Here is a 21,766-nt window from a genome sequence, read left to right on the forward strand (position 1 = left end):
GATTCGGGGGTGTCAGGCGCCGCGCAGCCGGGCCGTGCTCTCCCGGACGATGAGCTCGGTGGCCAGGTCGATGCGCTGGTTCGCCGGGGTCTCCCCGCGCGCGAGGCTCAGCACCATGCGGGTCGCGGTGCCGGCCATCTCGCGCAGGGGCTGGCGGATGGTGGTGAGCGGCGGCCCGATCCACTCGGTGAGGGGCAGGTCGTCGTAGCCCACCACCGACAGGTCCTCGGGAACGCGCAGCCCGAGCTCGCGGGCCGCGCGGATGACGCCGAGGGCCTGCAGGTCCGATCCGGCGAAGATGGCGGTGGGCCGGTTGGGGCGGCTGAGCAGGTCGAGGCCGTGCTGGTAGCCGCCCTGGACGAAGAAGTCGCCGTGGCGCACGAGCTCGGGGTCGACGGGCGCGCCGACCTCGTCGAGCGCGGTGCGGTACCCGTCGATGCGGGCGCGGCTGCAGAGCACGTCGGTGGGCCCGGCGATGACGGCGATGCGGCGGTGGCCGAGGCCGAGCAGGTGGCGGGTCGCGGCGAGGCCGCCGTTCCAGTTCTGCGAGCCGACGGTGGGGATACCGGCGGGCGGCTCCCCGGCGGTGTCGACCACGACGAAGGGGATGGCGCGGGACTCGAGTTGGCGGCGTTGGGTGGGCTCGAGGTCGGACATCACCAGGATGACGCCGAGCGGGCGCCGGGCGAGCAGGTCGTCGAGCCATTCTTGGCGGGGCCGGTGTGCGCCGCCCAGGTCCGAGAGCACCACACCGACGCGGGCGGGGCCCGCCACCTGCTCGACGCCCTTGATGATCTCGACGGCCCACGCCGAGTCCAGCTCGTGGAACACGAGGTCGAGCAGCCGGGGCCCGGACGGGGTGCGGCTGCGGCGGCGCTGGTAGCGGTGGTGGGCGAGCGCGGCCTCGACGCGAGCGCGGGTCGCCGCGGCCACGTCGGGGCGACCGTTGAGCACCTTGGACACCGTGGGCACGGAGACCCCGGCCTCGGCGGCGATGGTCGCGATGGTGGGGGCGGTGCTGGCGCCCGGGTCGTGGTCGATGCTGCTCATCCGGGTCTCGGTCCCCATCTCTGCTTCGCGCCCCGCAAGTTTCGATCAAAAAGGTAGCACTTGGGCGCATCTGTCACGCGGGGCAAATGGGGGGTGCGCGGGTGATCTGGCCTGCCCGGCGCCCTTGACGCGTCTGCGCGGGACCCCTAGCGCCCTTGCACCAGACATATCGGACACTCGTTCGATAGTTTCGAGACCCACGGCGTGGTGGGTGCGGAGGTGTCCTGACCGATGGCCGTCGACCCGGACTTCCTCGCGCATGACGCCACCGCCCCCGGGCCTGACGGCGGCATCGACCCCGGCCCGGCGCCCTGGCGGGACCCTTCCAGGCCCGTCGCCGAGCGCGTCGAGGCGCTCCTCGCCCGGATGTCCCTGGACGAGAAGCTGGCCCAACTCGTCGGCCTGTGGGTCGGGGCCGACGCCTCAGGCGCCGTCGTCGCCCCGCACCAGAACGAGATGTCCGACGGCGCACTCGTCTGGGACGAGGTCATCCGCGACGGCCTGGGCCAGCTCACCCGCCCGCTCGGCGCCGCGCCAGTCGACCCGGTGGCGGGCGCGCGCTCGCTGGCGCGCTCCCAGGCCGCCATCATGTCCGCGAGCAGATGGCGGATCCCCGCACTCGTGCACGAGGAGTGCCTCACCGGATTCACCACCTGGGGCGCCACCGCGTACCCCGTGCCGCTATCCTGGGGGGCCGCCTTCGACCCGGCCCTCGTGGAGCGCATGGCCGCGCGGATCGGCGCCTCGATGCGGGCCGTGGGCGTCCACCAGGGGTTGGCGCCCGTGCTCGACGTCAGCCGGGACGCGCGCTGGGGGCGCACCGAGGAGACCATCGGCGAAGACCCCTACCTGGTCGGCACCCTCGGCGCCGCATACGTGCGTGGACTCGAGGGCGCGGGGGTCATCGCGACGCTCAAGCACTTCGCCGGGTACTCGGCGTCCCGCGCGGGGCGGAACCTGGCGCCCGTGTCCATGGGACCCCGCGAGCGCGCGGACGTCATCCTCCCGCCGTTCGAGATGGCCCTGCGCGACGGTGGCGCCCGCTCCGTCATGCACTCCTACGCCGACGTCGACGGGGTGCCGGCGGCCGCCGACGTCGGCCTGCTCACCACGCTGCTGCGCGACGAGTGGGGGTTCACCGGCACCGTCGTCGCGGACTACTTCGGCATCCGGTTCCTGCAGGCGCTGCACGGCGTCGCACAGGACGAGGGGGAGGCCGCGGCGCTCGCGCTCACCGCCGGGGTCGACGTCGAGCTGCCCAGCGTCCACTGCTACGGGGCGCCGCTGCGGGAGTCGGTGGCCCGCGGCGATGTCGACGAGTCGCTCGTGGACCGCGCGGCCCGCCGCGTGCTCGCCCAGAAGATCGGGCTGGGCATGCTGGACGACGGATGGGAGCCGGAGCCGGCGGGCCTCGACGAGGTCGACCTCGACGACGACGAGAACAAGGCGCTGGCCCTGCGGCTCGCGCGCGAGGCGGTGGTGCTGCTGGCCAACCCCCACGCCACGCTGCCCCTGCGCGACCTCCAGCGCGTCGCCGTGGTGGGCCCGCTGGCGGACGACCCGCTCGCGATGATGGGCGACTACACCTTCCCGGCGCACGTCGCCGTCCACCACCCCGACGTCCCCCCGGGCGTCGACGCGCCGACACTGCTGGACGCGCTGCGCGGCGCCGGGGTGGATCCGCTCCACGCCCCCGGCTGCGCCGTCACCGGCGACGACACGTCGGGCTTCGCCGCGGCGGTGCGCGCCGCCGCCGCCGCGGACGTGTGCGTCGTGGCCGTCGGCGACCGTTCCGGGCTGTTCGGGCGCGGCACGTCGGGGGAGGGCAGCGACGCGACAGGCCTGCGGCTGCCCGGCGTCCAGGAGGACCTGGTGCGGGCCGTGCTGGGCGCTGGGACACCCGTGGTGCTGGTCCTCGTCACCGGGCGGCCCTATGCCGTGGGGGCGCTCTCGGACGACGCGGCCGCCGTGGTGCAGGCGTTCTTCCCCGGGCAGCTCGGCGGGCAGGCGCTGGCCGAGGTGCTGCTCGGCGCCGTCAACCCGTCTGGGCGCCTGCCGGTGGGGATCCCCGCCGACCCGTCGGGCCAGCCCGCGCCGTACCTCACCGCCGCGCTGGGGCGGCGATGCGACATCTCCTCGGTGGACCCCACCCCGCGGTTCCCGTTCGGGCACGGCCTGTCCTACACGTCCTTCGCCTGGGAGGGCGCGCGCGTGGTCGGCACGGCGGACGGGCAGCGGGCCCGATGGGACTCCGCGGGGTCGGTGCAGGTGGAGGTCCTCATCCGCTGCTCGGGGGATCGGGCGGGGACGGAGGTCGTCCAACTCTACCTGCACGACCCGGTCGCCCAGGTGGTGCAACCGGTGATGCGTCTCGTCGGCTACGCCCGGGTGGACCTCAGGCCAGGGGAGGTCGCGAGGGCGCGATTCACGGTCCACGCGGACCTCGCCTCATTCACCGGGCTGTGCGGCCGGCGGATCGTCGAGCCCGGCGACGTCGAGCTGTGGCTCGCCCGGTCCAGCGCGGATGTGCACGCGGTGCTGCCGCTGAGCCTCGAGGGGCCACTGCGGGAGGTCGGCCACGACCGCGTGATGACGTCGTCGTCGGCGGTCGCCCTCGTGGAAGGGGCCGGCGGGGTGGTGGTCTCGTGAGCGTGCACGACCCGGTGCTGTCGGGCCCGCCGCCCGCCGCGCCTGACGCCGCTCCGCGAGTCCCCGCCGGGCCGGCCCGCGGCGCCCGGCCCGTGCGCACCGCCCCCCGCCGGCTCACTTGGCGCCAGGCATGGCGGCGTGACTGGCGGCTGTACACGCTGGTCCTCACGCCGCTGCTGTTCCTGCTGCTGTTCCGCTACCTGCCGATGGCCGGCAACGTCATCGCCTTCCGCCGCTTCCAACCCGGCGGCAGCCTGTTCGGCGAGGAGTGGGTGGGCCTGCGGTACGTGGAGATGTTCGTCAACGACCCCACGTTCTGGAACGTCTTCCGCAACACGTTCATCCTCGGCGCCCTGACCCTGCTGGTCTGCTTCCCGATGCCGATCGTGCTCGCGCTGCTCATCAACGAGCTCCGCACGGCCAGGCTCAAGCGCCTCGTGCAGACCATCTCGTACCTGCCGCACTTCATGTCGATCGTCATCGTCGCCGGGATGGTCTTCCAGCTGCTGTCGGTGCAGGGCACGGTCAACCAGTTGGTCGGGCTGTTCGGCGGCGAGCCGGTCAGCTTCCTGCAGGACGCCGGCTGGTTCCGCACCATCTACGTCGGCTCCGAGCTCTGGCAGAGCGTGGGCTGGGGAACGATCCTCTACCTGGCGGCGCTGACGACCGTGGACGGCAACCTGTACGAGGCTGCGCGCATCGACGGCGCGAACCGGTGGCAGCAGACCTGGCACATCACGCTGCCGGGCATCCGGCCCACGATGATCACGCTCCTCATCCTCAACGTCGGCACCTTCATGGCGGTGGGCTTCGAGAAGGTGCTGCTGCTGTACAACCCGCTCACGTACCCGACCGCCGACGTCATCTCCACCTACCTGTACCGGGTGGGGATCCTCTCCTCGAACTTCAGCTACGCGGCGGCGATCGGCCTGTTCGAGGCGCTCATCGGCCTGACGCTGATCCTGTCCGCCAACGCGATCTCGCGCCGCACCGTGGGGACGAGCCTGTGGTGACCACCGACGTGGCCCGCGCCGCCGAGGAGGTCGCGCGCCCACGGACCACAGTCGTGCGGGACACCCCCGGGTACCGGGTCTTCCGGGTGGTCAACGCGGTGGTGCTGGGAGTGGTCTGCGTGGTGATGCTCTACCCGTTCGCCACGATCGTCGCGCAGTCGTTCAGCGCCGAGCGGCATATCAACGCCGGCGAGGTGAACCTCGTGCCACGCGGCTTCAACGTCGACACCTACCAGCTGGTGATGGCCGACTCGATGTTCTGGGCCAACTACCGCAACACGGTCGTCTACACGGTCGTGGCCACGGTCATCGCCATGGCGCTGACCACGACGTTCGCGTACGCGATCTCCAAGCGGCATCTCAAGGGCCGCTCGTTCCTCATCGGCGCCGCGGTGTTCACCATGTTCTTCAACGGCGGCCTGATCCCCAACTACGTGCTGATCAGCACGCTCGGATTCAAGAACACCCTGTGGGCGATCGTGCTGCCCAACGCCATCAGCGTGTTCAACCTGCTGGTGATGAAGTCGTTCTTCGAGAACATGCCCGAGGAGCTCGAGGAGGCCGCGGCCATCGACGGCCTCAGCACCTACGGGATCTTCTTCCGCATCGTGCTGCCGCTCAGCAAGGCAGTGCTCGCCACGATGGTGCTGTTCTACGCGGTGAGCTTCTGGAACTCCTGGTTCGCGGCGTTCCTCTACATGGACCGCTCCGAGCTGTTCCCCGTGACCGTGTACCTGCGCAACCTGCTCGCCGCGGCCACCAGCGCGACAAGCGTCGGCGGGGGGTCCACCGACAACCTCACCCAGGTCGACTCGAACATCAAGGCCGTGGCGATGGTGCTCACGGTGCTGCCCATCGTCGCCCTCTACCCGTTCATCCAGAAGTACTTCGTCTCGGGCGTGATGCTCGGGGCGGTGAAGCAGTGAGGCCAGTCCCAGCAGGTCAGTCCCAGCACGGTCAGTCCCAGCACGGTCAGACGACGAGGTTCCGCACCGGAGGGAGCATCATGACAAGGTCACACAGGCGCGCCTGGGCCATAGCGACGGCGGGCGCGCTGGCGCTGGGCCTCGCGGCATGCGGCAGCGGCGAGGAGACGGAGGACGACACCGCGTCCGACCTCGCGGACAAACGCGTCGGCGCGATGGCGGACTACGGGGTGGGGGACCAGTTCGCCGCCACGGAGCCGGTGTCGTTCTCGCTGTTGTACCGCGAGCACCCCGACTACCCGTACGACCCCGAGTGGACGATGGCCAAGGAGCTGACAGAGCGCACCGGAGTCTCCCTCGACCTGTCGATGGCGCCGCTGAGCGACTTCGAGCAACGGCGCTCGCTGGTGATCGGCGGCGGTGACGCGCCGCTCATCATGCCCGTGACCTACCCGGGCCAGGAGACCCCCTTCGTCGCCGCCGGGGCGATCCTGCCCGTGAGCGACTACCTCGACCTGATGCCGAACTTCCAGGACAAGGTCGAGAAGTGGGGCCTGGAGGCGGACATCGACCGGCTGCGCCAGGAGGACGGCAAGTTCTACCTGCTGCCCGGGCTGCTCGAGGACCTCCGGCCCGACTACAGCCTGGCGCTCCGCACCGACGTCCTCGACGAGCTCGGGCTCAAGGAGCCGGCAACCTGGGACGACCTGCATGACGTGCTGCTGGCCGTCAAGCAGGCGCACCCCGACGCGTACCCGCTCTCCGACAGATTCAAGGGCAAGAGCCTGCTCAACTACGCCGCCACGTCCTTCGGCACGGTGGCCGGATGGGGCTTCGGGTCGGGGGCGGCCTGGGACCCCGACGCCGAGGAGTTCGTCTACGCGGCAACCACGCCGGAGTACCGCGAGCTGCTGACGTACCTCCACTCGCTCGTCGAGCACGGGCTGCTGGACCCCGAGTCCTTCACCCAGGAGGACGACGCCGCAGTGGCCAAGCTCGTCACCGGCAAGTCCTTCGCCATCTCCACGAACGCGCAGCTCCTGGCGGGCCACCGCAAGGCGTTCGCCGAGGCGGGCGACACGACCGCCCAGATCGCGAAGATCCGCGTCCCGAAGAGCCCCGCCGGCGACCTGATCAGCGGCGAGCGGCTGGAGAGCGGCGTCATGATCTCCGCCGAGGCGCTGGAGAGCGAGAACTTCGTCGCGCTGCTGCAGTTCGTCGACTGGCTCTACTACTCCGACGCGGGACTCGAGTTCGCCACCTGGGGGGTCGAGGGGACCACGTTCGAGAAGGGCGCCGACGGCAGCCGCACGCTGACCGCGGACGTCGACTTCGTCGGCCTGAACCCGTCCGGCACGACGAACCTGCGCACCGACCACGGGTTCTTCAACGGCGTCTTCCTGCTCGCCCAGGGCTCCACCACCGAGCTCGCCGAGTCCATGCAGACCGAGGAGGAGATCGCCTGGCGCGAGTCGATGCGCGCCAAGGACAGGACCCCCGTCCCGCCGCCCTACCCGCTCAACGAGGTCGAGCGCGAGCAGGTCTCGCTCTACCAGAGCGCCCTCACCGACTACGTCGACCAGAACACCCTGCAGTTCATCCTCGGGTCGCGCGACCTCAGCACCTTCGACGCGTTCGTCACCGAGCTCGAGGGCATGAACCTGCAGGCATTCCTCGACGTCGTCAACAACGCCCAGAAGCGGTACGCGGAGGCCAACGGCTGAGCGCGACCCACGAAGCCCGAGGACACCCCCATGCGCACCCCTGAACCGCATGAGGGCGTCCTCGGGCGTGCCGTCTCCCTCGTCTACTGGGCGCTCGCCCTCGAGGGGCTGCTGCTGCTGACCACAGCGCCCGGCCTGGTGCTGATCGCCCTGCTCACCCCCGACGCCAGCAACGCGCCCCTCCTGGCGATCGCGCTGGTCCCCGTCGCGCCAGCGCTCTCGGCGGCCGTCTTCGCGTGGCGCGCCCGCGGCCGTGAGCACGACCTGGCGCCCGCGCAGCACTTCTGGCGCGGCTACCGGCTCAACGCGCTCGACGTGTCCCGGTGGTGGCTGCCCGCGCTCGCGGTCGGGACGGCGCTCGCGGTGAACCTCGCCCACCTGCGCGCCGTCCCGGGCGGATGGCTGCTCGGCCCGCTGCTCGGGCTGCTCACGCTCGCCAGCGGGCTCGTCGCCGGGCATCTGCTGGTCATCACGTCCCTGTACGCGTTCCGCACCCGTGACGCGCTGCGGCTCGCCGGGTGGTTCCTGGTGCGACGGCCCTTGTCGACGCTGGGCCTGGCGTCGTACGCAGTGCTCGCGGCGGGGGTTGTGGTGGTCGGCTCGGACTGGGTGCTGGCGCTGCTGGGCTCGGTGCTCGCCGCCGCGCTGCTGCGCAACGCGGCGCCGATCCTGCGCGACGTCGAGGCGACGTTCACTGTGCCGATTGGATCAGTGCCGACCGGATCAGTGCCGGGCGGATCAGTGCCGACCGGATCAGTGCCGGGCGGGTCAGCAGATGGCGCGGCCGCTGGCGTCGGGGACGCCTGACTTGCGGAAGAAGTAGGCGCTGACCTGGTCGCGCCACTCGCGCGCGCTGCGGACCTGCTCGGCGAGGCGGGCGGCGACCTCCTCGAACACCCCGGCGGGGATGGCGCCGTCGAGCTCGGACCAGGCGGCGGCCATCTGCTCGACGCGTGCGGCCCCGGCGGCCCGGGAGTCGTAGATGTGCTGGATCACGGTGCTCCCCGAGTGCAGCACATGCGCGTACGGCACGTGGTGGAAGAACAGCAGCAGCTCGTCGGGGCAGGAGTCGGGTGACTCGTAGACGTCACGCCATGGCGCCGGGTACTGGCCGGTGAACCCGGTGCCCGTCGCCCGAGTGCGGTCGACCCCCACGCCGTCGCGATCGGCGAAGTGGTACGTGCCCCACGGGGTGTACTCGTACCCGTCGACGTCGGGCCCGTAGTGATGCCCGGGGCGGACCATGAACCCGACGCCGAGCGGCGCGGTGTACTGCTCGTACGTGTGCCACGAGTCGCCGAGCACGTCGAGCAGCGTCGACCGGACGCGCTCCGTGGCGCCGGGGAAGGCCAGCCCCGCCCACTCCGCCAGCACCCGCTCCGGCGACAGCGTGGGGTCCCAGGCGAGGCGGCCGAACGCGTACAGGTTCGCCTGCGCGAGCGGGTGGCCCGTCCAGAACGGGTCGTCGCCGACGTTCGACACCGCCACCACGCCGCCGCCCGGGGCCAGCGCCGAGCCGGCCACGACATCGGCCACCGACCGCCCGGCGCCCCACGGCCGGAACGCGAGGATCTCGTGCCACCACGGGTGCAGGTGGCACACGTGCCGCTGCTGGCCGGTGTACTCCTGGGTCGCCTGCAGTTCCACGGCCAGCCGGGTGTGCGGCATCGCGGCGAGCACGGGGGAGACGGGCTCCCGGGCCTGGAAGTCCATCGGGCCGTGTTTCACCTGGAGCACCACGTTGTCGTCGAACTTCCCGTCGAGGGGCGCGAAGCAGTCGTGGGCGGCCCGCGCGCGGTCCGTCGAGCGGTCGCGCCAGTCTTGGCGGTGGTCGTACACGAACGCCCGCCAGAACACCGTCCCCCCGAAGGGCGCCAGGGCGCGGGCCAGCAGGTTCGCCCCGTCGGCGTGGTCGCGGCCGTAGGCGAACGGGCCGGGCTGCCCCTCGGAGTCGGCCTTGACCACGTAGCCGCCGAAGTCCGGCACGGCCGCGTACACCTTCGCCGTCGCGTCCGCCCACCATCGGCGGACGTCCGGGTCGTCGGGGTCGGCTGTCGGGAGGCCGCCGACCAGCATCGGCGCCGCGAAGGACACCGATAGGTGCAGGCGGATGCCGTGGGCGCGGAACACATCCGCTAGGCGGGCGACGTCCGCGAGCCCGTCGGTGAGCAGCCGCGCCTCGAGGGCGTGCACGTTGACGTTGTTCACCGCGACCCGGTTGACGCCCACGGAGCCCAGCAGCCGGGCGTACTCCGCCACCCGGGACAGGTCCTCGCGGACGGCGCCGTCGCTGAAGAACAGGGAGCCCCCGGCGTACCCGCGCTCCACCTGGCCCATCACCGGGTGTGGGCCCAGGTTGTCCCAGTGGTCGAGCATGCGGATCGGCAGCGCGGGCGCATGCGTGGTGTCGCTGGCGGCGCCCGGCCCGTCCGTGACGACGCTCTCGCCCTGCCGGACGAGGTGGTGCAGGCCGGCGAGCAGCCCCGACCCGGTCGTGGCGACGACGATCGTGCGGCCCGGGACGCGCACTTCGCGGAACGCGTCGCGGGGGAGCGGGCTCGTCAACGGCTCCGACGCGGCACGGGGCCTCCAGTGGGAGCCGGTGAGCGCGGACGTGGAGGCGAGCACGATGTCGGGCGCTGGGCCCCGCACCGGCCCGTCGAGCGGATCGGCGCCCGTGACCTGCGGGTCCAGCGTGCGCAGCAGGACGCCGCCGTGTGCCGACGTCGCCCGGTCGGCCTCGCGGAGCACGGTGTCCCAGGTCGGCTCGCGTGCTGCGGGCTGCTCCGGGAGCAGCACCGCGACGGTGCGGCGGCCGAGGGGGGCGAAGGCGGCGTCGGGCAGCCAGGCCGGGTGCGCGTCACCAGTCATGGACGGTGCCGTCCTGGAGGCGGCTGACCGGCAGGTAGGCGGGCTGGTACGGGTGGCGCTCCGCCGCAGCGTCGTCGTACCCCACGCCGAGCCCGGGCTCCTCGCCGGGGTGCAGATAGCCGTCGGCGAACGTCGCCGAGACGCGGAAGACCTCATGCGTCAGGGCGGTGTGCGGCATGTGCTCCTGGATGCCGAAGTTGTGGATCGCCAGGTCGAGGTGCAGCGCGGCTGCCATGCCGACGGGGGAGATGTCCGTGGGCCCGTGGATGCCGGACTTGACCTGGTGCTGCGCCGCGAAGTCGAGGATGCGGCGCAGGGCCGTGATCCCGCCGGCATGCGTCACCGACGAGCGCACGTAGTCGATGAGCTGCTCGCGCACCAGCGTCTGGTAGTCCCAGACGGTGTTGAACACCTCGCCGATCGCCAGGGGCGTGGTGGTGTGCCGGCGGACCAGCCGCAGCGCCTCCTGATCCTCCGCCGGGGTGCAGTCCTCCAGCCAGAACAAGCCGTAGGGCTCCAGGTCCTTGCCGAGCCGCGCCGCCTGGATCGGCGTCATGCGGTGGTGGCCGTCGTGCAGCAGCGGCAGCTCGGGGCCGAACTCGCCGCGCACCGCCTCGAAGACGCCGGGCACCTGCCGCAGGTACGCCCGGGTGTCCCAGTCCTCCTCGGCGGGGAGCGGCGCGCGCGCGGCGGGCTCGTACCGGGCGCCCGGCGCCGGGACCCCGTACAGCGTGGTGATCCCCGGCACGGCGGTCTGCACGCGGATGGCGCGGTAGCCCTCGTCGAGATGGCCCCGCACCGAGTCGAACAGCTCGGGCAGGTCGCGGCCCGACGCGTGGCCGTAGGCGAGCGCCCCCGTGCGGGACGCCCCACCGAGGAGCTGGTACAGCGGCAGCCGGGCGATCTTCGCCTTGATGTCCCACAGCGCCATGTCGACGGCGGCGATCGCGGACATCGTCACCGGCCCCCGCCGCCAGTACGCGCCGCGGTACAGCAGCTGCCAGGTGTCCTCGATGCGATGCGCGTCCCGGCCCAGCAGCAGCGGGGCCACATGGTCGCGCAGGTAGGAGGCGACGGACAGCTCGCGGCCGTTCAGCGTCGCGTCGCCCAGCCCGACGACGCCGTCCTCGGTGGTCAGCCGCAGCGTCACGAAGTTGCGGTCCGGGCTCGTGACGAGGACCTCGGCGGAGCGGATGGCCGTGCCGTGCGTCATGACGCCCCCGATCGCGTTCCGCCCCCGCGGGTCGGCGTCGGCGCCGACGCCGACGAGCCTAGGACGCGGCGCAGGGCACGTCGATAACGATCGCGAGATCCGTCGCGGTCGATTTGCCGACCTCTGCGCGACCCCTGCGCGATGCCTGCGCGCGGCCGGGCGACGCGGCTGATTGCGCGGATCCCGAGGGGCGGCCAGGCTGGACGCAGCGCGTGCCGCCAGTCGCGCCTGGGCGCCCGAGGCGACAGGCCCCGGCGCCGGGCGCGCGCCCACGCCTGGAGGTGGCCGTATGCCTGTCGACGATCGACGACGCGACGCCCCCCGCGTGCACCCGACAACTGCCGCGCAGTGGCGGGCCTGGCTCGACGGCCACCACGCGGACGAGCCGCCCGGCGTCTGGCTGGTGTCCTGGCGCGCCCCCACGTGGCGTCCCGTCGTGGGCTATGAGGCCGCGATCCAGGACGCTCTCGCCTACGGCTGGATCGACTCCACGGCGGTGCGGCTCGACGACGAGCGGTCCGCGATCTGGTTCACCCGGCGACGGCCCGGCAGCGGCTGGTCCCGCTCGAACTAGGAGCGCGTCGCCCGCCTCGAGGCCGAAGGGCGGATGGCGGAGGCGGGCAGGGCCTGCGTCGCCGCGGCGCATGCCGACGGCTCGTGGACGCGGCTCGACGGCGTCGAGGAGCTCATCGTCCCCCGTGACCTGGCCACGGCCTTCGACGCCTGTCCCGGCGCCTGGCAGAGCTGGGAGGGGTTCACCCCCTCGCAGCGCCGCTCGATCCTCGCCTGGGTCGCGGACGCCCGCCGCGCGCCCACCCGCGCCGCGCGTGTCGAGGAGACCGCGCGCCGTGCCGCCGACGGCCAGCCCGCCCACCAGCCTCGACGCCGGTGAGACCGCCCAGCCGGTAAGTTGGGCGTGTGTACCGCCTCCTCTTCAACCTGGTCTTTCGCCGCATGGACCCCGAGCGGGCGCATGAGCTCGCGTTCCGCTTCATCCGCTTCGTGGCGGCGGTCCCCGTGCTCGGCTCCGCGATCGCCCGCCTGAGCGCGGCTCCGCCCACTGGGGCTGTGCGCACACTGGGCCGCACCTTCCCCTCGCCGTTCGGCGTGGCCGCGGGCTTCGACAAGAACGCGCAGGGCGTCGCGGGCCTGCGGATGCTCGGGTTCGGCTTCGTGGAGATCGGCACCGTGACCGCGCACCCCCAGCCGGGCAACGAGCCGCCGCGGCTGTGGCGGGTGCTCGACCAGCGGGCGCTGCGCAACCGGATGGGCTTCAACAACGAGGGGTCGGCCGAGGTCGCGCGCCGGCTGCACCGGCTGCGGAGCACCGCCGCCGGGCGGTCCCTGGTCATCGGCGTGAACATCGGCAAGACGAAGGTCACCCCCGCGAGCGACGCCGCGCAGGACTACGCGATCAGCGCCCGCCGGCTCGGCGCCTACGCGGACTACCTGGTGGTCAACGTGTCCTCCCCGAACACCCCGGGCCTGCGCGACCTGCAGTCCGTCGAGTCGCTGCGGCCCATCCTCCAGGCGACGCGCGCCGCCGCCGACGAGGCCACCGCGGCGGTCGGCCGCCCGCGTGTGCCGCTGCTGGTGAAGATCGCCCCCGACCTGTCCGACGAGGACGTCGACGCCGTGGCCGACCTCGTCACCGAGCTGGGCCTCGACGGGGTGGTCGCCGTGAACACGACCATCGCGCATCAGCTCGGCGAGGGCGGGCTGTCCGGCCCGCCGCTGCTCCCACGCGGGCTGGACGTTGTCGCCCGCTTGCGCGGGCGGCTCGGCCCGGACGCCGTGATCATCGGCGTGGGCGGCGTCACCACAGCCGCCGACGCCCGCGAGTACCTGGCCGTGGGGGCCACGCTGGTGCAGGGCTACACCGGCTTCATCTACGAGGGCCCGTTCTGGGCGGCCGGCATCAGCAAGGCGCTGGCAGCCGACGCCGCGCGGGCGGCAGGCGCCTCGCCGGCGGGCGATGTGGCACATGACAGCGCGGGACGCTGACCCCATGGTGATGCGACCGCGGTGGGCGTGGGAGCTCGACGACGTGGACGGGCGCGCGCTCGACCGCCCGATCAGCCCGGTCTTCACCACCCAGTTCGACGCCGAGCAGTGGATCGGCGAGCAGTGGCGCACCCTCGCCCAGCAGGGCGTGCACTCCGCGCGCCTGCTGCATGACGGCCACCAGGTCACCCCCACCCTCGTGCTGCGCATCCCGTGACGCAGCCGCCGTCCGGCGCCGCCACGGGTGAGGACGCGCGCCTGCCCCAGCGGTACGCGCGGCTGTTCGTCGGCCTGGTCCTGTTCGCGGCGTCGCTCGCGATGCTCGTCCGCTCGGGGCTCGGCAACATGCCGTGGGATGTGCTCGGCCAGGGGGTCGCGCTCCGGCTCGGCTGGACGCTGGGCGCCGCGACGTTGATGCTCAGCGTGCTCGTGCTCGCGTGCTGGTTCCCGCTGCGGCAGCGCCCGGGCGCGGGGACCGTGGCCAACGTGCTGGTGATCGGCGCCCTGGTGGACCCGTTCCTGCTGCTGCTAGCCCAGCTGCCGGAGGAGCTCGACCTGCCGGCCGCCGTGGGACTCGTGGTCGGCGGGATCCTGCTCAACGCCGTCGCCAGCGGGCTGTACATCGGCGCGCGCCTCGGCCCCGGGCCGCGTGACGGGCTCATGACCGGCCTGGTCCGGCGCACCGGGCGCCCGGTGAACCTGGTCCGCACCAGCATCGAGGTGCTGGTCGTGGCCGTCGGGTGGGCGCTCGGCGGCACTGTCGGCTTCGCGACCCTCGCCTACGCGCTGGCCATCGGGCCGTTGGTGCACGTGCTGCTGCCACGCCTGACAGTTCCCGAGCGGCGGACGGCCTCCGAGGCCTGAGACGCGAGCAGCCGCCCTCCCGGAGGAGGACGGCTGCTTCTCGCATCCGGCTGGCCGGCCGTGTGGCCGGGCGGGCGGCTCAGCGCGAGGCGGGGGAGTTCTTCGCCGTCTCGGCGGGGTCGCGGACGACGGAGTCGCCCAGCGCGTCGTCGATCCGCGTGAGCAGCTCCGGCGGGATGACGACGCCCGACGCCTTGACGTTCTCCGCGACCTGCTCGGGCCGGCTGGCGCCGATCAGCGCCGCGGCGACGTTGTCGTTCTGCAGCACCCAGGCGACGGCGAGCTGCGCCATCGACAGGCCGAGCTCGTCGGCGATCGGCTGCAGCTTCTGCACGCGTGCCAGCAGCTCGTCGTCGCCCAGGAAGCGCGAGATCATCCGCGCGCCGCCCTTCTCGTCGGTGGCCCGCGACCCGGCGGGGGCGGGCGCGCCCGGCTTGTACTTGCCGGTCAGCACACCCTGCGCCACGGGGGACCACACGATCTGCGAGAGGCCGAGCTCCTTCGAGGTGGGGACGACCTCCTCCTCGATGACCCGCCACAGCGCCGAGTACTGCGGCTGATTGGAGATGAGCTGGAAGCCGAGGTCCTGGGCCAGCGCGTGCCCGGCGCGGATCTGGTCCGCCGTCCACTCGCTGACGCCGATGTACAGGGCCTTGCCCTGGCGGACGATGTCGGCGAACGCCTGCATCGTCTCTTCCAGCGGCGTGTCGTGGTCGTAGCGGTGCGCCTGGTACAGGTCGACGTAGTCCGTCTGCAGCCGCTCCAGCGAGCCGTGGATCGACTCCATGATGTGCTTGCGCGACAGGCCGCTGTCGTTCGCCCCGCCCGGCCCCGTGGGCCAGTACACCTTCGTGAAGATCTCCAGCGACTGGCGGCGCTGACCCTTCAGCGCCTCGCCCAGCACCGTCTCGGCCTTGGTGTTCGCGTAGACGTCAGCGGTGTCGAACGAGGTGATGCCAGCGTCGAGGGCAGCCTGGACGCATGCCTTCGCGGTGTCGTTCTCGACCTGCGAGCCGTGCGTGAGCCAGTTGCCGTAAGTGATCTCGGTGACCTTGAGGCCCGAGTTGCCCAGGTAGCGGTAGTTGACCATCCCGCCACCTTATCGGCGGCTCAGGAGGGTCGCTGACCGTGCTTGACCTGCGGCTTCGGCAGACGCGACGGGCGGAGCTGGAACACGCGCAGCACGGCGTACATGGTGGCGCCCTTGGGGATCGCCTCCTCGCCGAACTTGGCCTTCAGGCGCTTCTTCAGCCCGCGCCACATGATGAAGCCGTCCACGATCATCGCCAGGACGAACAGGTACAGCAGCACGAGGGCGAGGACCGCCGCCTCCGGGCTCGCGGTCGCGAGGACCATCTGCAGCACGATCAGGCCCAGGGCCGCCGGCAGGAAGAACTCGCCGAGGCTCCAGCGCGCGTCCACGTAGTCGCGGATGTAGCGGCGCACCGGGCCGCGGTCCTTGGCGGGCATGTAGCGCTCGTCGCCGGACTGCATCGCGGCGAACTCGCGCTCGCGCTGCACCCGCGCCTTCGCCTTGGCGTTCCGCGCCGCGGCCTTGCGGTCGGCGGGCACCAGGGGTCGCTTGTTCGCGGCCTCGGCCTGCTTCCGCTTGGGCGTGGGCCGGCCCTTGCCGGGCTCCACCGAGGCGGCGGGGCTCACGGGCTCAGGGCTGATGCCGCCGGTCAGGGCCTGGTCGTCCTTGCTGCGTCCGAACACCCCACCAGAGTAGTCGAGAGTACGGTGGGCTCTTGTGACGATCCCACCTGCACCCACCCCTGACCGTGTCGCTGCGCTGCGCGAACGCACCTCCGAGGCGTTCGCCGGGCTGCGCTCCGACCTCGAGGCCCTGGTCCGGATCCCCAGCGTGTCGAGCCCCGCATTCGACCAGGCGCACGTCCAGGCGAGCGCGGAGGCGGTGGCGGAGCTGCTGCGCGGCGCCGGCGTGGACGACGTGCGCATCCTGTCGGCCGACGGCCCCGACGGCGCCCCCGGGCGGCCAGCGGTGGTGGCCCGCAGACCTGGCCCGCAGGGCGCCCCGACGGTGCTGCTCTACGCGCACCACGACGTGCAGCCCCCCGGCGACCCCGCCGCGTGGACGACCCCGCCGTTCGAGCCCGTGGAGCGCGACGGTCGCCTGTACGGGCGCGGCGCCTCCGACGACAAGGCCGGGATCATCGCCCACCTGGGCGCCCTGCGCGTGCTCGGCGACGAGCTCGGCGTGGGAGTCACCCTGTTCATCGAGGGCGAGGAGGAGATCGGCTCGCCCTCCTTCGCGCAGTTCCTCACCGCGCACCGCGACGAGCTCGCCGCCGACGTGATCGTCGTCGCGGACTCCTCGAACTGGAAGGTCGGCACGCCCGCGCTGACCACGTCGCTGCGCGGGCTGGTGGACCTGGACGTCGAGGTGGCGGTGCTCGAGCACGCCGTGCACTCCGGCATGTTCGGCGGCCCGGTGCTCGACGCCGTGACGCTGCTGGCCCGGCTCATCGCCACGTTGCACGACGAGCACGGCGATGTGGCCGTCGACGGCCTCGTCACCGGGACGCCGCCCGAGGTCGACTACGACGAGGGCGACTTCCGCTCCGACGCCACGGTGCTGCCGGGCGCGGACCTGGTCGGCTCGGGGTCGATCAGCTCGCGGTTGTGGACCAAGCCCGCGCTGGCGGTCATCGGCATCGACGCCACGAGCGTCGCGCAGGCCTCGAACACCCTGGCGCCGCGTGCGACGGCCCGGCTGTCGCTGCGCATCCCCCCGGGCCAGGACCCCGCCGCCGCGCAGGCCGCGCTGCGCGCGCACCTCGAGGGCCACGCGCCGTTCGGCGCGCGTGTGACGGTGCGCGACGGCGAGCAGGGCCAGCCGTTCCAGGCGCCGGTGGACTCCGACGCGATGCGCGTGGCCCGCTGGGCGTTCGGCGAGGCGTGGGGGACGCCGTCCGTCGACATCGGGCTCGGCGGCTCCATCCCGTTCATCGCCGACCTGCTCGAGGTGTTCCCGGACGCCGCGATCCTCGTCACGGGGGTCGAGGACCCGGAGAGCCGCGCGCACGGCGCGAACGAGTCCCAGCACCTGGGCGAGCTCGAGCGCGTGGTCCTCGCCGAGGCGTTGCTGCTGGACCGGCTCGGGAGCCGCGGTCGGCGGCAGGGATGTCGTCGGTGGCGGGGATGTTGTCGGTGGCAGGGCGCTCGGGCGCGGCCTCGCGGTGGGCGAGGTCGAGCGCCCGCGACCAGGCCAGCACCGGCTCCGGGATCTCGGGGCTGGGGCCCTCCAGGCCGAACGCCGCCGCCACGGCAGTCGACGGCACGGTGCCGCCGGAGCGCCGCAGGAACCGCGCGACGATCCACGCCTCGGCGACGACCTCGGAGCCGCCGCCCCGGGCGCGCCGCTCGAAGCGCTGCTCCAGGTACACCACGCGCTCATCCCAGCCGAGCACGCGCGTGACGATCTCGAACCGCTCCCACAGGACGAGCGAGCGCCGGAACTTGATCGACTCGCCGACCACCACCGGGTACCAGCGCTCCTGGCTGACGACGTGCTGCGCGCCGCTGCGGACCAGCAGGTCCACCCGGCCGATGTCGAGCAGCGTGAAGAACACGCCGTTGTTCATGTGCCGCAGCAGGTCGAGGTCGTTGGGCATCACCCGCATGGGCGTGCGGTACTCGTCGAAGCCGGAGGGCCGGTCCTGCGGGGGAGTGCGGCGCACCGCCCTGCGGGCCGCGAGCCACACCAGCAGGAGCCGCACCAGGCGGTTCATGCGGCGGCCGGGGCGGGCAGGTGGGGCGTCGGCCCGGTGGCGTCGAGCAGCGGCATGGTCACGTCCTCGTGGGTGCGGTGGTCGGCGGGCCGATCGGGCGGGCTAGACGGTGGGGGCGGGTTCGTACTGGAGGTCGAGGCGCACCAGGCTGGCCTCCTCGGGCGAGTCGAGGCGCGCGACGAGGTGCAGGGCCATGTCGATGCCCGCCGAGACCCCGGCGGAGGTCACCACGTCGCCGTCGTCGACGAACCGGGACTCGGTGTCCCGCAGCACCGTCGGGTCGATCGCCGCGAGCTCGTCGAACGCCCGCCAGTGCGTCGTCGCGGGCCGGCCGGACAGCAGCCCGGCGGCGGCGAGCACCAGGGCCCCGGTGCACACGCTCGTCATGAGCGGGGTCGTCGCGCGGACCTGCCGCAGCCAGTCGAGGTGGGCGCGGTCCCGGGCCAGCGCCCGGGTCCCGGACCCGCCGGGGTACACCAGGACGTGCAGGGGCCCGACGTTCGCCGCGCTGTGGTCGGGGACGAGCCGCAGGCCCTTCGCGCACCGTATGCCGCCGCCGTCGGCGGAGAACGTCACGACCTCGGGCCGGAGCGCGGAGCGGCGCGCCCAGGCTGCCAGCACCTCGTACGGCCCGACGACGTCGAGCTCCTCGCAGTCGTCGAACACGAGGATCCCCACCCGCAGCTGTCGTCCGGTCGGCATGACTGTCCTCTCGCGGTGGGGGCTCGCAGGCTGGTCAGATCCCGGGCAGCGCCAGCATCTGGTCGAGGGCGGCGCGCGCCCAGCGGGCGTCGTCCTCATCGACGACGATGCGGTTGACGACGCGCCCGGCCACGAGGGACTCCATCGCCCAGACGAGGTGCGGCAGGTCGATGCGGTTCATCGTGGAGCAGAAGCACACCGTCGAGTCGAGGTAGTGCACCTGCTTGTCGGGGTGGGCTTTCGCGAGTCGGCGCACCAGGTTCAACTCGGTGCCGATCGCCCAGGCGGAGCCCGGCTCGGCGGCGTCCAGCGCCTTGATGATGTGCTCGGTGGAGCCCACCTGATCGGCGGCGGCGACCACCTCGTGGCGGCACTCGGGGTGCACGATCACGTTGATCCCCGGGACGGCCGCCCGGGCCTCGGTCACGTTCCGCTCGGTGAAGCGCCCGTGCACCGAGCAGTGCCCGCGCCACAGGATCATCCGCGCGTCGCGCAACTCCTGGGCGGTGAGCCCTCCGCCGGGCTTGCGCGGGTCGTAGACCACGCAGTCGTCCAACGACAGCCCGAGCAGGCGCACCGCGGTGTTGCGGCCCAGGTGCTGGTCCGGCATGAAGAGCACCTTGCCCGTGCCGTCCACCCCGCCGACCTTGTCGAAGGCCCACCGCAGGGCGACATGCGCGTTCGACGACGTGCACACCGTCCCGCCGTGGCGGCCCGTGAAGGCCTTGATCGCCGCGGAGGAGTTCATGTACGTGACGGGCACGGTCTGCTCGACGACGCCCGCGTCCGCGAGCACGTCCCACGCGTCCTCGACCTGGTGGATCGCGGCCATGTCGGCCATCGAGCAGCCGGCCGCCAGGTCGGGCAGCACGACCTGCTGGGCGTCGGACGTGAGGATGTCCGCGGACTCGGCCATGAAGTGCACGCCGCAGAAGATGATGAACTCGGCCTCGGGCCGCGCGGCGGCCTCGCGTGCGAGCTTGAACGAGTCGCCCGTGACGTCGGCGAAGTCGATCACCTCGTCGCGCTGGTAGTGGTGGCCCAGCACGAACGCCCGGTCGCCCAACGCGGCGCGGGCGGCGCGGGCGCGCTCGACCAGGTCGGGGTCGCTCGCCGCCGGGAGGTCGCCGGGGCACTCGACGCCCCGCTCCGAGGAGAGGTCGGCGCCCCGTCCGAGCAGCAGCAACGCCGACGGCGCGGGCTCGGCGAAGGTGGTCAGCGGGGAGTCGGTGAGGCTCACGTGCCTGATCTTCCCATAACGGCAGGTGTGCAGGTCCGGGGAGCGGCGCGGGCGGCCCGGCGTGCCATCATCGCCCGATGCGCGTGCTCATCGCCCCGGACGGCTTCGGCGACACCCTGACGGCTGAGCAAGCCGTCGACGCGATCAGCGAGGGCTGGGCGCAAGCCGCCCCGCACGACGTGCTCATCCGCTGCCCGCTGGCCGATGGCGGCCCCGGGTTCCTCGACACCCTGCGCGCCGACTTGGGCGGCGAGCTGCTCTCGGTGACCGTCGGCTCCCCGCTCGGCGAGCCAGTCCCGGCAGCCGTGCTCGTCGTGGACGGGCCGGGCGGTCGCACCGCCTATGTCGAGTCGGCGCACGCCACCGGGCTGCACCTGGTGCCGCCCGAGCGCCGGGACCCCACGCGCACATCCTCCGCCGGGGTCGGCGAGCTGCTCCGGGCCGCGGTCGGGACCGGCGCGCGGCGGGTCGTGGTGGGCCTGGGCGGGTCGGCGACGAATGACGCGGGCGCCGGGATGCTCGCGGCGCTCGGCGTCGGGCCCGGCGGCTCGCGGCTGGCCGGCGGCGGCGGCGGGCTGGGCGACGTCGCCCCCGCGGACCTGGCGGGCCTGGGCGACGTGCGCTCGGCGCTGCGCGACGTGGAGATCGTGGCCGCGTGCGACGTCGACGTGCCGCTGCTCGGCCTGCACGGCGCCAGCGCGGGATTCGCCGCGCAGAAGGGCGCCACCGACCTGCAGGCGCAGGAGCTCGAGCGCGCCCTGGGGCACTTCGCGCATCTGGCGGTGGGAGCCCTGGGCGACGCGCTGCGGCCCGACCTGCTGGCGCGGCCCGGGACGCCGGCAGCGCGGCTCACCGCGGCCCCCGGCGCCGGCGCCGCGGGCGGCCTCGGCTTCGGCCTGTCGCTGCTCGGCGCGCGGCTGGTCCCCGGATCCGCCCTCGTCGCCGACGCGGTGGGCCTCACGCAGCAGATCGCCGACGCGGACCTCGTCGTGACCGGGGAGGGCCGGTTCGACTGGCAGTCGCTGCACGGGAAGGTGGTCGCGGCCGTCGCCGAGCGCGCCCTCGTGGCAGCCGTCCCCGCCATCGTGATCGCCGGCCAAGTGGACGCCACCCGCCGGGAGTGGGGCGCCGCGGGCATCGCCGGCGCCTACGCCGTCGCGCAGAACCCCGCCCAGGTCGCCGAGTCGCTGGCCGACCCGGCGGGCATGCTCCGTCGCCGGGCCGCGCGGGTGGCGCAGACCTGGTCGCGCTGACGTCCCGGCGAAGGTCCTAGGGCGTGCGGCGTAGGGTGGGAACAACTTGCCGCAGGGCGCTGTTGATGACACGACGGAAGTGCCTGACCACTCGACCCTTTCATCGAGGCCTGGAGAGACCATGAGCGAGACCACCGAGACCGCGACGCACGGCGTCAACCTCACCGACGTCGCAGCGGACAAGGTCCGCAGCCTGCTCGAGCAGGAGGGCCGTGACGACCTGCGCCTGCGCGTGGCCGTGCAGCCCGGCGGCTGCTCGGGCCTGATCTACCAGCTCTACTTCGACGAGCGGGTGCTCGACGGCGACGCGCTGCGCGACTACGACGGCGTCGAGGTCGTCGTCGACCGGATGAGCGTGCCGTACCTGGACGGCGCGACGATCGACTTCGCGGACACCATCGAGAAGCAGGGCTTCACGATCGACAACCCGAACGCCGGCAGCTCCTGCGCCTGTGGCGGCTCGTTCGGCTGAGCCCGCCACCTCGCGGACGACGGCTGTCGACGC

The 21,766-nt window shown here is 73.1% G+C and carries 20 protein-coding genes and 1 pseudogene; 13 read left to right on the forward strand and 8 right to left on the reverse strand.

The features are described from left to right. Positions 1 to 12 precede the first annotated feature (12 nt). A complete protein-coding gene (locus QUV83_RS14750) occupies positions 13 to 1,050 on the reverse strand; it encodes a LacI family DNA-binding transcriptional regulator (protein ID WP_289565632.1) in 1,038 nt (345 codons plus the stop codon). A 231-nt stretch (positions 1,051 to 1,281) separates the two neighbouring features. Between QUV83_RS14750 and QUV83_RS14755 the strand changes: the two genes are divergently transcribed. The 5 genes from QUV83_RS14755 (at position 1,282) to QUV83_RS14775 (ending at position 8,169) form a co-directional block, all read left to right on the forward strand. Further along, positions 1,282 to 3,699, forward strand: a complete 2,418-nt coding sequence (locus tag QUV83_RS14755) for a beta-glucosidase (RefSeq protein WP_289565634.1) — start codon at positions 1,282 to 1,284, stop codon at positions 3,697 to 3,699. Continuing rightward, the gene (locus QUV83_RS14760; RefSeq protein ID WP_436231931.1) at positions 3,696 to 4,712 is read left to right on the forward strand and encodes an ABC transporter permease; all 1,017 of its coding nucleotides are present in this window, start codon (positions 3,696 to 3,698) and stop codon (positions 4,710 to 4,712) included. The genes QUV83_RS14755 and QUV83_RS14760 overlap by 4 nt, the downstream gene beginning before the upstream one ends. After that, positions 4,709 to 5,638 carry a carbohydrate ABC transporter permease gene (locus QUV83_RS14765; RefSeq protein WP_289565636.1) on the forward strand — a complete coding sequence of 310 codons (930 nt, stop codon included), beginning with the start codon at positions 4,709 to 4,711 and terminating at the stop codon, positions 5,636 to 5,638. The genes QUV83_RS14760 and QUV83_RS14765 overlap by 4 nt, the downstream gene beginning before the upstream one ends. Before the next feature lie 80 nt (positions 5,639 to 5,718). After that, the gene (locus QUV83_RS14770; RefSeq protein WP_289565638.1) at positions 5,719 to 7,362 is read left to right on the forward strand and encodes an ABC transporter substrate-binding protein; all 1,644 of its coding nucleotides are present in this window, start codon (positions 5,719 to 5,721) and stop codon (positions 7,360 to 7,362) included. A 30-nt stretch (positions 7,363 to 7,392) separates the two neighbouring features. After that, complete coding sequence (locus tag QUV83_RS14775) at positions 7,393 to 8,169, forward strand: DUF624 domain-containing protein (RefSeq protein ID WP_289565640.1); 777 nt, start codon at positions 7,393 to 7,395, stop codon at positions 8,167 to 8,169. Here the strand turns inward: QUV83_RS14775 and QUV83_RS14780 are convergent. Further along, positions 8,131 to 10,233 (reverse strand): alpha-glucuronidase, encoded by a 2,103-nt coding sequence (locus QUV83_RS14780; RefSeq protein WP_289565642.1) that lies wholly within the window; start codon positions 10,231 to 10,233, stop codon positions 8,131 to 8,133. The two genes, QUV83_RS14775 and QUV83_RS14780, sit on opposite strands and share 39 nt — an antisense overlap. Beyond that, on the reverse strand, positions 10,223 to 11,446 hold the full coding sequence (gene manD / locus QUV83_RS14785) for a D-mannonate dehydratase ManD (RefSeq protein ID WP_289565644.1): 1,224 nt from the start codon (positions 11,444 to 11,446) through the stop codon (positions 10,223 to 10,225). Before manD ends, QUV83_RS14780 begins: the two co-directional genes overlap by 11 nt. A 289-nt stretch (positions 11,447 to 11,735) precedes the next feature. On the opposite strand from manD, the gene QUV83_RS14790 reads away from it, so the two are divergent. From QUV83_RS14790 to QUV83_RS14810, 5 genes are read left to right on the forward strand one after another with little or no spacing between them, the layout of a single operon-like run. After that, positions 11,736 to 12,020 carry a YdeI/OmpD-associated family protein gene (locus QUV83_RS14790; RefSeq protein ID WP_289565646.1) on the forward strand — a complete coding sequence of 95 codons (285 nt, stop codon included), beginning with the start codon at positions 11,736 to 11,738 and terminating at the stop codon, positions 12,018 to 12,020. Between the two features lie 33 nt (positions 12,021 to 12,053). Beyond that, positions 12,054 to 12,338 (forward strand): YdeI/OmpD-associated family protein, encoded by a 285-nt coding sequence (locus tag QUV83_RS14795; protein WP_289565648.1) that lies wholly within the window; start codon positions 12,054 to 12,056, stop codon positions 12,336 to 12,338. Between the two features lie 26 nt (positions 12,339 to 12,364). Continuing rightward, on the forward strand, positions 12,365 to 13,450 hold the full coding sequence (locus QUV83_RS14800; protein ID WP_289565650.1) for a quinone-dependent dihydroorotate dehydrogenase: 1,086 nt from the start codon (positions 12,365 to 12,367) through the stop codon (positions 13,448 to 13,450). 4 nt (positions 13,451 to 13,454) lie between these two features. Continuing rightward, positions 13,455 to 13,667: a hypothetical protein gene (locus tag QUV83_RS14805; protein WP_289565652.1), complete on the forward strand. Its 213-nt coding sequence runs from the start codon at positions 13,455 to 13,457 to the stop codon at positions 13,665 to 13,667. Continuing rightward, the gene (locus QUV83_RS14810) at positions 13,664 to 14,314 is read left to right on the forward strand and encodes a YczE/YyaS/YitT family protein (RefSeq protein WP_289565653.1); all 651 of its coding nucleotides are present in this window, start codon (positions 13,664 to 13,666) and stop codon (positions 14,312 to 14,314) included. The genes QUV83_RS14805 and QUV83_RS14810 overlap by 4 nt, the downstream gene beginning before the upstream one ends. Positions 14,315 to 14,393: 79 nt before the next feature. Here QUV83_RS14810 and QUV83_RS14815 read toward each other — a convergent pair whose 3' ends face one another. After that, complete coding sequence (locus QUV83_RS14815; protein WP_289565655.1) at positions 14,394 to 15,404, reverse strand: aldo/keto reductase family protein; 1,011 nt, start codon at positions 15,402 to 15,404, stop codon at positions 14,394 to 14,396. A gap of 20 nt (positions 15,405 to 15,424) precedes the next feature. Continuing rightward, on the reverse strand, positions 15,425 to 16,030 hold the full coding sequence (locus tag QUV83_RS14820; RefSeq protein WP_289565657.1) for a DUF3043 domain-containing protein: 606 nt from the start codon (positions 16,028 to 16,030) through the stop codon (positions 15,425 to 15,427). 34 nt (positions 16,031 to 16,064) lie between these two features. On the opposite strand from QUV83_RS14820, the pseudogene QUV83_RS14825 reads away from it, so the two are divergent. Further along, positions 16,065 to 17,438, forward strand: a pseudogene (locus QUV83_RS14825) (dipeptidase); the annotation flags it as partial. On the opposite strand, the gene QUV83_RS14830 reads toward QUV83_RS14825, so the two are convergent. The 3 genes from QUV83_RS14830 to nadA form a co-directional block, all read right to left on the reverse strand. Beyond that, a complete protein-coding gene (locus QUV83_RS14830) occupies positions 17,326 to 18,066 on the reverse strand; it encodes an acyl-CoA thioesterase (protein ID WP_354003952.1) in 741 nt (246 codons plus the stop codon). The pseudogene QUV83_RS14825 and the gene QUV83_RS14830 overlap by 113 nt on opposite strands. A 102-nt stretch (positions 18,067 to 18,168) precedes the next feature. Beyond that, on the reverse strand, positions 18,169 to 18,768 hold the full coding sequence (locus tag QUV83_RS14835; protein WP_289565658.1) for a DJ-1/PfpI family protein: 600 nt from the start codon (positions 18,766 to 18,768) through the stop codon (positions 18,169 to 18,171). 34 nt (positions 18,769 to 18,802) lie between these two features. Then, positions 18,803 to 20,008, reverse strand: a complete 1,206-nt coding sequence (gene nadA / locus QUV83_RS14840; RefSeq protein ID WP_289565660.1) for a quinolinate synthase NadA — start codon at positions 20,006 to 20,008, stop codon at positions 18,803 to 18,805. Positions 20,009 to 20,085: 77 nt separating this feature from the next. On the opposite strand from nadA, the gene QUV83_RS14845 reads away from it, so the two are divergent. Together QUV83_RS14845 and erpA are read left to right on the forward strand one after the other, a co-directional pair. Next, positions 20,086 to 21,261: a glycerate kinase family protein gene (locus QUV83_RS14845; protein ID WP_289565662.1), complete on the forward strand. Its 1,176-nt coding sequence runs from the start codon at positions 20,086 to 20,088 to the stop codon at positions 21,259 to 21,261. A gap of 121 nt (positions 21,262 to 21,382) precedes the next feature. Further along, positions 21,383 to 21,733 (forward strand): iron-sulfur cluster insertion protein ErpA, encoded by a 351-nt coding sequence (erpA, locus tag QUV83_RS14850; RefSeq protein ID WP_066589160.1) that lies wholly within the window; start codon positions 21,383 to 21,385, stop codon positions 21,731 to 21,733. Positions 21,734 to 21,766: the final 33 nt, after the last annotated feature.

The sequence above is a fragment of the Cellulomonas cellasea genome (assembly GCF_030372105.1).
Lineage (GTDB): Bacteria > Actinomycetota > Actinomycetes > Actinomycetales > Cellulomonadaceae > Cellulomonas_A > Cellulomonas_A cellasea_A.

Excerpts from the sequence above, each read along its gene's own strand:
- QUV83_RS14750 (WP_289565632.1), bottom strand. The coding sequence starts at position 1,050 with ATGAGCAGCATCGACCACGACCCGGGCGCCAGCACCGCCCCCACCATC.
- QUV83_RS14755 (WP_289565634.1), top strand. The coding sequence starts at position 1,282 with ATGGCCGTCGACCCGGACTTCCTCGCGCATGACGCCACCGCCCCCGGG.
- QUV83_RS14770 (WP_289565638.1), top strand. The coding sequence starts at position 5,719 with ATGACAAGGTCACACAGGCGCGCCTGGGCCATAGCGACGGCGGGCGCG.
- QUV83_RS14775 (WP_289565640.1), top strand. The coding sequence starts at position 7,393 with ATGCGCACCCCTGAACCGCATGAGGGCGTCCTCGGGCGTGCCGTCTCC.
- QUV83_RS14780 (WP_289565642.1), bottom strand. The coding sequence starts at position 10,233 with ATGACTGGTGACGCGCACCCGGCCTGGCTGCCCGACGCCGCCTTCGCC.
- manD (WP_289565644.1), bottom strand. The coding sequence starts at position 11,446 with ATGACGCACGGCACGGCCATCCGCTCCGCCGAGGTCCTCGTCACGAGC.
- QUV83_RS14790 (WP_289565646.1), top strand. The coding sequence starts at position 11,736 with ATGCCTGTCGACGATCGACGACGCGACGCCCCCCGCGTGCACCCGACA.
- QUV83_RS14795 (WP_289565648.1), top strand. The coding sequence starts at position 12,054 with ATGGCGGAGGCGGGCAGGGCCTGCGTCGCCGCGGCGCATGCCGACGGC.
- QUV83_RS14805 (WP_289565652.1), top strand. The coding sequence starts at position 13,455 with ATGGTGATGCGACCGCGGTGGGCGTGGGAGCTCGACGACGTGGACGGG.
- QUV83_RS14815 (WP_289565655.1), bottom strand. The coding sequence starts at position 15,404 with ATGGTCAACTACCGCTACCTGGGCAACTCGGGCCTCAAGGTCACCGAG.
- QUV83_RS14830 (WP_354003952.1), bottom strand. The coding sequence starts at position 18,066 with ATGAACCGCCTGGTGCGGCTCCTGCTGGTGTGGCTCGCGGCCCGCAGG.
- QUV83_RS14835 (WP_289565658.1), bottom strand. The coding sequence starts at position 18,768 with ATGCCGACCGGACGACAGCTGCGGGTGGGGATCCTCGTGTTCGACGAC.
- QUV83_RS14845 (WP_289565662.1), top strand. The coding sequence starts at position 20,086 with ATGCGCGTGCTCATCGCCCCGGACGGCTTCGGCGACACCCTGACGGCT.
- erpA (WP_066589160.1), top strand. The coding sequence starts at position 21,383 with ATGAGCGAGACCACCGAGACCGCGACGCACGGCGTCAACCTCACCGAC.